The sequence below is a fragment of the Lichenibacterium minor genome, from assembly GCF_004137685.1.
Lineage (GTDB): Bacteria > Pseudomonadota > Alphaproteobacteria > Rhizobiales > Beijerinckiaceae > Lichenihabitans > Lichenihabitans minor.
Genome location: NZ_QYBB01000042.1, coordinates 25,477 through 33,728, shown reverse-complemented (window position 1 = coordinate 33,728; position 8,252 = coordinate 25,477). Strand labels below are relative to the sequence as shown.

6 protein-coding genes are annotated in these 8,252 nt (G+C 72.5%); all 6 read right to left on the bottom strand.

Annotation, left to right across the window (positions count from 1 at the left end; all coding sequences use genetic code 11):
• Positions 1-305 precede the first annotated feature (305 nt).
• The 6 genes from D3273_RS22605 to D3273_RS22580 all read right to left on the bottom strand — a co-directional run bounded on the left by D3273_RS22605 (position 306) and on the right by D3273_RS22580 (position 8,250).
• Positions 306-1,508 carry an acyl-CoA dehydrogenase family protein gene (locus D3273_RS22605; RefSeq protein ID WP_245501341.1) on the bottom strand — a complete coding sequence of 401 codons (1,203 nt, stop codon included), beginning with the start codon at positions 1,506-1,508 and terminating at the stop codon, positions 306-308.
• Between the two features lie 59 nt (positions 1,509-1,567).
• A complete protein-coding gene (locus tag D3273_RS22600) occupies positions 1,568-2,764 on the bottom strand; it encodes an acyl-CoA dehydrogenase family protein (protein ID WP_129229160.1) in 1,197 nt (398 codons plus the stop codon).
• Positions 2,765-2,777: 13 nt separating this feature from the next.
• Positions 2,778-3,224, bottom strand: a complete 447-nt coding sequence (locus tag D3273_RS22595) for an acyl-CoA thioesterase (RefSeq protein WP_129229159.1) — start codon at positions 3,222-3,224, stop codon at positions 2,778-2,780.
• The gene (locus D3273_RS22590; RefSeq protein ID WP_129229158.1) at positions 3,224-4,870 is read right to left on the bottom strand and encodes a long-chain-fatty-acid--CoA ligase; all 1,647 of its coding nucleotides are present in this window, start codon (positions 4,868-4,870) and stop codon (positions 3,224-3,226) included. The genes D3273_RS22595 and D3273_RS22590 overlap by 1 nt, the downstream gene beginning before the upstream one ends.
• Positions 4,871-4,896: 26 nt before the next feature.
• Positions 4,897-6,096: an acetyl-CoA C-acyltransferase gene (locus D3273_RS22585; protein WP_129229157.1), complete on the bottom strand. Its 1,200-nt coding sequence runs from the start codon at positions 6,094-6,096 to the stop codon at positions 4,897-4,899.
• A gap of 135 nt (positions 6,097-6,231) precedes the next feature.
• Positions 6,232-8,250 (bottom strand): 3-hydroxyacyl-CoA dehydrogenase NAD-binding domain-containing protein, encoded by a 2,019-nt coding sequence (locus tag D3273_RS22580; protein WP_245501340.1) that lies wholly within the window; start codon positions 8,248-8,250, stop codon positions 6,232-6,234.
• Positions 8,251-8,252 lie beyond the last annotated feature (2 nt).

The following is an 8,252-nucleotide window of genomic DNA, read 5'->3' as shown; positions in this document are numbered from 1 at the left end:
TCCTGAGACAAACTCGGAAGCGTCGAAACCCGCGGGCCGCTCATCAGCAGCGCCGCCGTCGATGAACGCTGTATAGGATACCCCGCGGAGACCCGTCAACGCCGAAATTCACAAAACTGCAAAAATCCGAAGCACCCCGGCCGATACCTGCCCAGGGCCTTCGCAGCCCCCGGCAGGCAGCAGGGAATCGGCCCACCTCCCCTGCCCCGCCCCGACTTCCCTCGCCTTCTCCCGTAAACGGGAGGAGCGACGCACGGATCGACCGGACACACGGCCGAAAGCGACGACGATGCGCCCGCGGCGCGTCAGGAGGCGAGATCCTGGGGCGTGATCGCCGGCGAGCCCCGCTGGCCGAGGTCGATGTAGCGCTGCAGGTGGTAGTCCTCGTCGCCGAGCTGATGGTCGATCATGACGATGCGCTTGGCGTAATGCGACAGCGGCAGTTCCCAGGTCATGCCGATGCCGCCGTGCATCTGGATCGCCTCCTCGGCCACCAGCGTGCCGACCCGGCCGATCGTGTATTTCGCCGCCGACACGGCCCGCTCCCGCGTGTGGCGATCGCCGTCGAGCGACGCCGCGGCGTTGATGGCGGCCGACCGCGCCTGCTCGATCTCGATCTCCACCGTCGCCATGCGGTGCTGCAGCACCTGGCTCTTGCCGATGGGCGCGCCGAACTGGACGCGCGTGCGCAGGTAGTCGAGCGTCGCGTCGCGCGCCGCCCCCATGGCGCCCAAGGCCTCGTAGCTCAACGCTACGACGCCGGCCGCCAACGCGGCCTCGATCAGCGGCGCCGCGCCGCCCTCCGGACCGACGAGGCAGGAGGCGTCGAGCCGCGCGCCGTCGAGGCGCAGCTCTCCCCCGCGCGCGCCGTCGATCAGGCCGTAACCGCGCACCTCCACCCCGGGGGCGCCGCGCCGCACGGCGAAGAGCGAGATCCCCGCCTCGGCGGCGCCCTGCCCGCCCGTGCGCGCCGACACCACGACCACGTCCGCGGCTTCCAGCATCGGCACGACGGCCTTGGTGCCGGTCAACACCCAGTCCTCGCCGCTGCGCTCGGCCCGCATCGCGACCCGCATCGCGTCGTAGCGGCCGTCCGCCTCGAAGAGGGCCGCCGTGGCCAGCGTCGAACCGTCGATGATGGAGGCCAGCAGCTCGCCGTCCGCCCCCCCGGCTGCGAGCAAGCGCCCGGCCAGAAGGGTGCCGAGGAACGGCTCGACCACGATGGAGCGCCCCAGCGCTTCGAACACCGTGCCGACGTCGAAGCCGGCGCCGCCGAAGCCGCCCGCCGCCTCGTCGAACAGGGCGCCGACGACGCCGAGCTCCGCCATCCCGGCCCAGGCGGCGCGGCTGAAACCGTCCGGGGCCGCCATGGCCCGCTTGCGGGCTTCGAAGTCGTACTCGGTCGCGAGATAGCGCCCGAGCGTGTCGGCGAGCATCCGGCGTTCGTCGGTGGGCGTGAAATCCATGGCGGCAGTCCAGAACGGCAGGAGGGCGAGGAAACCCGACATCGGCTCGGGGCTCCGCCCCGAACGCGGCCAAAGGCCGTGGGCCTTTGGAAACCGTGCGATCAGAGGCGCAGCAGCGCCTTCGCCACGATGCCGCGCTGAACCTCGTTGGAGCCGCCGTAGATCGACAGCTTGCGGTTGTTGAAATATTCGGCCGCGACCGGCGCGGCGTCAGGTGGCCCGACCGGCTCGCCGTTGAAGCCATCGTCGAGCGCCTCGGGCGTGAAAGGCTGGGCGTAGGGGCCGAGCGCGCGGCGCGTGAGGCTGGTCAGTTCCTGGCGGATCTCCGTGCCGCGGATCTTCAGCATGGAGCTTTCGGCCCCCGGCGCCCCGCCGCGCTGCGCCGTGGCGAGCACGCGCAGGTTCGTGGTCTTCATGTTTTCGAGGTCGATCTCCACTCTGGCGAGCCGCGCCGCGAACAGCGGATCGCGGTCGAGCGAACGCCCGTTCGACGTTTCGCGCGACGCGATCCGGCGCAGCCAGTTCAACGCCTGCATGGATTCGCCGATGCCCGCGATGTTGGTCCGCTCGTGGGTGAGCAGGTATTTCGCGACCGTCCATCCCGCGTTCTCGGGGCCGACGAGGTTGCCGACCGGCACGCGCACGTCGGTGAAGAAGACCTCGTTGACCTCGTGCTCGCCGTCGAGCGTCACGATCGGCCGCACCTCGACGCCGGGCGTGCGCATGTCGATCAGCAGGAAGGAGATGCCCTCCTGCTTCTTCACGGACGCGTCCGTGCGCACGAGGCAGAAGATGTGGTCGGCATATTGCGCCAGCGTGGTCCAGGTCTTCTGGCCGTTGACGACGTAATGGTCGCCGTCCCGCACCGCCGCGGTCTTCAGGCTCGCGAGGTCCGAGCCGGCGCCGGGTTCAGAATAACCTTGGCACCACCAATCCGTGCCGTCGAGGATGCGCGGCAGGTAATGGCTCTTCTGGGCTTCCGTGCCGTATTTCATCAGCACCGGCCCGAGCATCTTCACCCCGAACGGGATCACCCGCGGCGCGCCGGCGAGGGCGCATTCGAGGTCGAAGATGAAGCCCTGCATCACCGTCCAGCCCGGGCCGCCCTGGTCGGCCGGCCAGCCCACGGCGAGCCAGCCCCGCGCGTTCAGCAACGCATGCCATTCGGCGAGGTCGTCGCGCGTCAGGCGCTTCGACCCGAGCACCTTGGCGGCGGTGCGCGGCGGGAGCTTCTCGCGCAGGAAAGCGCGGACCTCGTCGCGGAAGGCCTCCTCGGCCGGCGTGAACCCGATCTCCATCGCGCGTCTCCCTTCACCGCATCTCGTCGACGGCCGACAGCCGCTCGCGCCACGCATCCGGCACCGGCACCGGCCGGCCGGTTTCACGCTCGACGCACACCTGCGTCCACAGCGCCTCGGCGCTGGCCTCCTCGGCGCCTTCCGCGAAGACCCCGAGCCGATAGGTCACGCTGGAGCGGCCGAGCCGCACCACCGCGATCCCGATCTCGACCGCCCCCGGGTAGGACAACGGCCGGGCGTACCGGCACCCCGTCTCGACCACGAAGCCGACGACCCCGCCCCGCGCGACGTCCAGGAGCCCGTGCGCGATCAGCCACTCGTTCACCGCCGTGTCGAACCACTGCCAATAGACGGCATTGTTGACGTGGCCGTAGACGTCGTTGTCGGCCCAGCGCAGCGTCACGCGCCGCCAGGCGCGATAGTGCCGGCGCGGCTTCAGCGGATCGCGCCCGTCCGGCATCAGGCTGCGGCATCCACGGCCAGGGCGTGGCGCAGCGCCTTCTTGTCGATCTTGCCGACGCTGGTCTTCGGCAGCGCTTCCATCACCTCGACGCGACCCACGCGGGCGTAGCGGCTGAGCTCGCCGGCCGCGATGGCGCGGTCGAGCCGGGCGTTGACGTGCTCCGCCGTGACGGCCTGGCCCGCCGAGGCGACCACGACCGCCACGGGGCGCTCGCCCCAATGCGCGTCCGGCACGCCCACCACGGCGACCTCGCCCACCTCGTCGAGGTCGGCGATGACGCCCTCCATGGTGACCGAGCAGAGCCATTCCCCGCCCGACTTGATGACGTCCTTCAGCCGGTCGCGGATGCCGATGGAGCCGTCCGGATGGATCACGGCGACGTCCTGCGTGTGAAGCCAGCCGCCGTGCCACAGCGCGTCGGAGGCGTCCGCGTCCCCGACATAGCATCGCGTCAGCCAGGGCGCGCGGAGCACGAGTTCGCCCTGCGACCGGCCGTCGGCCGGCAGTTCGCGCCCCTCGGCGTCGAGCACGCGGGCGGCGACGAGCGGCACGGGGGCGCCGGCCACGATGAGCGCGGCCACCTCCGCCTCGCCCTCAAGCCCGTCGCGCGCGAAGGTGCGGGCATGCGACACCGTCGGGCAGGTTTCCGACATGCCGTATCCGGCCGTGATGTGCATGCCGCGGCGGCGGCCCTCTTGGCACAGCGACGCCGTCAGGGCCGATCCACCGATCGACATCATCCAGCCGGACAGGTCGTCGCCGCGCCCGTCGGCGGCCGCCAGCACCATCTGCAGGATGGTGGGCACGCAATGCGAATAGGTGACCCCTTCCCGGGCCCGGAGGTCGAGGATGGTGGCGGGGTCGTACCGCCCGGGGTAGACCTGCTTTAGCCCCAGCATGGTGGCGATGTAGGGCACGCCCCAGGCGTGCACGTGGAACATCGGCGTGAGCGGCATGTACACGTCGTCGACGCCGAAGCCGCGGCCGCGGGTCGCCCCGGAGGCGCCGCAGTTCGCCAGCGTGTGCAGCACCAATTGGCGGTGGGTGAAGCTCACCTGCTTGGGCAGGCCCGTCGTGCCGGTGGTGAAGAAGGTCGTCGCGACGGCGTTCTCGTCGAAGTCGCGGAACGCGTAGCCGGGCGACGCGCCGGCCAGCAGCGCCTCGTATTCCACCCCGGCACAGCCCGGAAGCGGCATCTCGGCCCCGTCCGCGATCAGCACCACGGCCTTCACCCGGGGCAGCTGCGGCAGCGCCGCCTCGGCCAGGGGAAGGAAATCGCGGTGGACGAGCAGCACCTCGGCTTCGGCCCGCGCCAGCGTCAGGATCACCTGAGCCGGCGGCAGGCGCACGTTCACGGTCTGGATCACGGCGCCCATCATCGGCACCGCGAAGTAGCATTCGAGGTAGCGATGGCTGTCCCAGTCCATCACGGCGACCGTGGTCCCCTCCTCCACGCCGAGCCCGCTCAGGCCCGACGCGAGCCGGCCCAGCCGCTCGCGGAACTGCGGGTAGGTGAGGCGCACCTGGTCGCGGTACACGATCTCGTTGCCGCGGGACGAGAGCAGGCATCCGTTGAGGAGCTGGCCCACCGTCAAGGGAAAGGCGTAGGCCTCGGCGGCCGGCTCGACGTAGCGCAATGGCATGGTGATCCCCTCCCCTTCGGTGCCGTTCAGGCGATCTCGAACAGTCCCGCCGCGCCCATGCCGCCCGCCACGCACATGGACACGACGACGTGGCGCGCCCCGCGGCGGCGCCCTTCGAGCAGGGCGTGCCCGACGAGGCGCGATCCCGTCATGCCGAACGGGTGGCCGATCGCGATGGCGCCCCCGTCCACGTTGAACTTGTCGGGATCGATGCCGAGACGGTCGCGGCAATACAGCGCCTGGCTCGCGAAGGCCTCGTTGATCTCCCACAGGTCGATGTCCTCGACCCGCAGCCCCGCATGGGCCAGGAGCTTCGGCACGGCGAAGACGGGGCCGATGCCCATCTCGTCCGGCGCGCAACCTGCGACCTGGAAGCCGCGGTAGATCCCGAGCACCGGCAGGCCCTCGCGCTCCGCGGTGGCGCGGTCCATCAGCACCTGGGCCGACGCGCCGTCCGACAGCTGGCTGGCGTTGCCGGCCGTGACGTGGCGGCCGGGGCCCGTCCAGGCGCCGCCCTTCCACACCGGCGGCAGGGCCGCGAGGCCCTGGAGGGTGGTGTCGGCGCGCACGCCCTCGTCGGCCGACAGCGTGACCGCGTCGCGGCCCGTTTCCCGCCCGTCGCGGTCCCGGAGCACCTTGTCGGCGGTCACCGGCACGATCTCGACGGCGAAGCGCCCGGCGGCCTGGGCGGCGGCGGCGCGGCCCTGGCTGTCGGCCGCGAAGCGGTCCTGCGCGTCGCGCGCCACGCCGTAGCGCTCGGCGACGATCTCGGCGGTCTCGATCATCGCCGCGTAGGCGGCGGGCTCGGCAGCGAGGACGGCCGGCGCTTCCCGCCGCTCGGGCGCCCCGGGGCCGAGCGTCAGCGAGATCGACTCGCAGCCGCCCGCCACCGCCACGTCGATCTCCCCGCAGCGGATCGCGCGGGCCGCCATGGCGATCGTGGTGAGGCCGGACGCGCATTTCCGGTCGAGCGTGGCGGCCGGCACGGCGCGCGGCAGGCCCGCGGCGAAGACCGCCATGCGGCCGAGGTTCGCCGCCTGCGTGCCCCACTGGTTGCCGCAGCCGAGCAGCACGTCGGCGACGCGGGCCGGATCGATCCCGGCGCGCTCCACCGCGGCGCGGATCGCGTGGGCGGCCAGCGTCGGCGCGTCCGTGTCGTTGAAGGCGCCGCGATGCGCGCGCCCGACGGCCGTCCTCGCCGTCGATACGATGGCCGCCTCACGCACGCGCCCGCCCTCCCCCTCGAAGCCGGGCTTCGCGCCCGGACCATCGTTTTAGAATATCCGGTATGACGGCCGCGTCGAGCCTTTTGTTCGCGCCGGCGTCGCCGCCCCGCCGCGCGCCGCCGATGCGGTATGGCGCTACGCGGATCGCGACAGCAGGCGCGGCGAAGGCTCGCCGGCGTCGCCGAGGCGGTCGCGGTGCCGGGCGAGGCCCGCCGCGACCCTGTCGAAGCCGACGCTTTCGGCCCAGAACATCGGGCCGCCCGTGGTGGCGGGCCAGCCGTAGCCGTTGATCCAGACGACGTCGATGTCCGATGCCCGCTGGGCGATCCCCTCGTCGAGGATCTTCGCGCCCTCGTTGACCATGGAATAGAGCAGGCGCTCGCGGATCTCGTCGTCGCCGATCGTTCGCCGGGCGACGCCCTGGCGCGCCGCCACCTCGGCGATCACGGCCTTCACCTCGTCGGACGGGGTGCGCCTGCGGTCGACATCGTAGTCGTAGAAGCCCTTGCCGGTCTTCTGGCCGCGGCGGCCCCGCTCGCACAGGATGTCGCGCACGGTTTCGCCCTTGGAGGTTTCGGCCGTCCAGCCGAGGTCGAGGCCCGCGAGGTCGGCCATCTGGAACGGCCCCATCGGCATGCCGAACTCCAGCATGACGCGGTCGACGTCCTCGGGCGCCGCGCCTTCGAGGATCAGCGCGTTGGCCTGGGCCTGCCGCGGGTTCAGCATCCGATTGCCGATGAAGCCGTGGCACACGCCCGACACCACCGCGACCTTGCCGAGGCGCTTGGCCAGCGCCATCGCGGTGGCGAGGACGGCGGGCTCCGTGCGGGCGCCGCGGACCACTTCGAGGAGCTTCATGACGTTGGCGGGCGAGAAGAAGTGCATCCCCAGCACCGAGCCGGGCCGCGACGTCGCGGCCGCGATCGCGTCGATGTCGAGGTAGCTCGTGTTCGACGCCAGGATGGCGCCCGGCCTGCAGATCCGGTCGAGCCGGCCGAAGATCTCCGTCTTGACCTCCAACAGCTCGAAGGCCGCCTCGATGACGAGGTCGCAATCGTGCAGCGCGTCGAACTCCAGCACGGGGGTGAGGCGCCCCATGGCGGCCTCGACCTCGTCGGGGGTGAACCGGCCCCGCTTGGCGCTGCGCTCGTAGTTGGAGCGGATCAGCGCCACGCCGCGGTCGAGCGCGCCGCGCTCGCGCTCCACCATCGTCACCGGGATGCCGGCGGACAGGAAGGTCATGGCGATGCCGCCCCCCATGGTCCCGGCCCCGACGATGCCGACGCGCTCGACCTTCAACGGCTTCGCGTCGGCCGGCAGGCCCTCGATCTTGTTGGCGGCGCGCTCGGCGAAGAAGGCGTGGCGGAGCGCCTTCGACTGGGCGCCGCCGAGCAGGTCGACGAAGAGCCGCCGCTCCTGCGCGAGCCCGTCGGCCAAGGGCAGCTCGACGGCACCCCGCACCGCGCGGATGCAGGCCGCCGGGGCGTCGCGCCCCCCGAGCGCCCTGCCCTTCGCGGCCGTGAAGGCGTCGACGGCCGCGACGCCCCCTTGGGCTTCGCGCTCGCCCGTGCGGCGCGGGGCCCCGCGGGCCGCGGCGTCCCGGGCGAACGCCACCGCCCCGGCGAGCAGCTCGGCCTCGGGCACGACGCGGTCGACGAGGCCGGCGGCCAGCGCCGCATCGGCGCCGATGGGGTCGCCCGAAACGATCATGTCGAGCGCACGGGCGACGCCGACGAGCCGCGGCAGGCGCTGCGTGCCGCCGGCGCCGGGCAGCAGCCCGAGCTTGACCTCCGGCAGGCCGAGCCGGGCCGAGGGCGCCGCGACGCGGCCGTGGCAGGACAGGGGCAGCTCGAGCCCGCCGCCGAAGCAGGTGCCGTGCAGCGCCGCGATCACCGGCTTGGCGCTGGCCTCGACGGCGTCGCACAGCTCCGGCAGGCCCGGTTCCCCGCCCGGCTTGCCGAACTCCGTGATGTCGGCCCCGCCCGAGAACAGCTTTCCGGCGCCGCCGATCACCGTCGCCACGATGCCGGCGTCGGCCTGGGCCGAGGTCACCGCTTCGCCGATGGCGCGGCGCACCGCCGTGCCGAGCGCGTTGACGGGCGGGTTGTCGACCGTGACGACGAGCACGTCGCCGTGGCGCGCGGTGGAGATCATGG

Coding starts and splice junctions, on each gene's coding strand:
- D3273_RS22605 (WP_245501341.1), bottom strand. CDS start 1,508: ATGTCGGGTTTCCTCGCCCTCCTGCCGTTCTGGACTGCCGCCATGGAT.
- D3273_RS22600 (WP_129229160.1), bottom strand. CDS start 2,764: ATGGAGATCGGGTTCACGCCGGCCGAGGAGGCCTTCCGCGACGAGGTC.
- D3273_RS22595 (WP_129229159.1), bottom strand. CDS start 3,224: ATGCCGGACGGGCGCGATCCGCTGAAGCCGCGCCGGCACTATCGCGCC.
- D3273_RS22590 (WP_129229158.1), bottom strand. CDS start 4,870: ATGCCATTGCGCTACGTCGAGCCGGCCGCCGAGGCCTACGCCTTTCCC.
- D3273_RS22580 (WP_245501340.1), bottom strand. CDS start 8,250: ATGATCTCCACCGCGCGCCACGGCGACGTGCTCGTCGTCACGGTCGAC.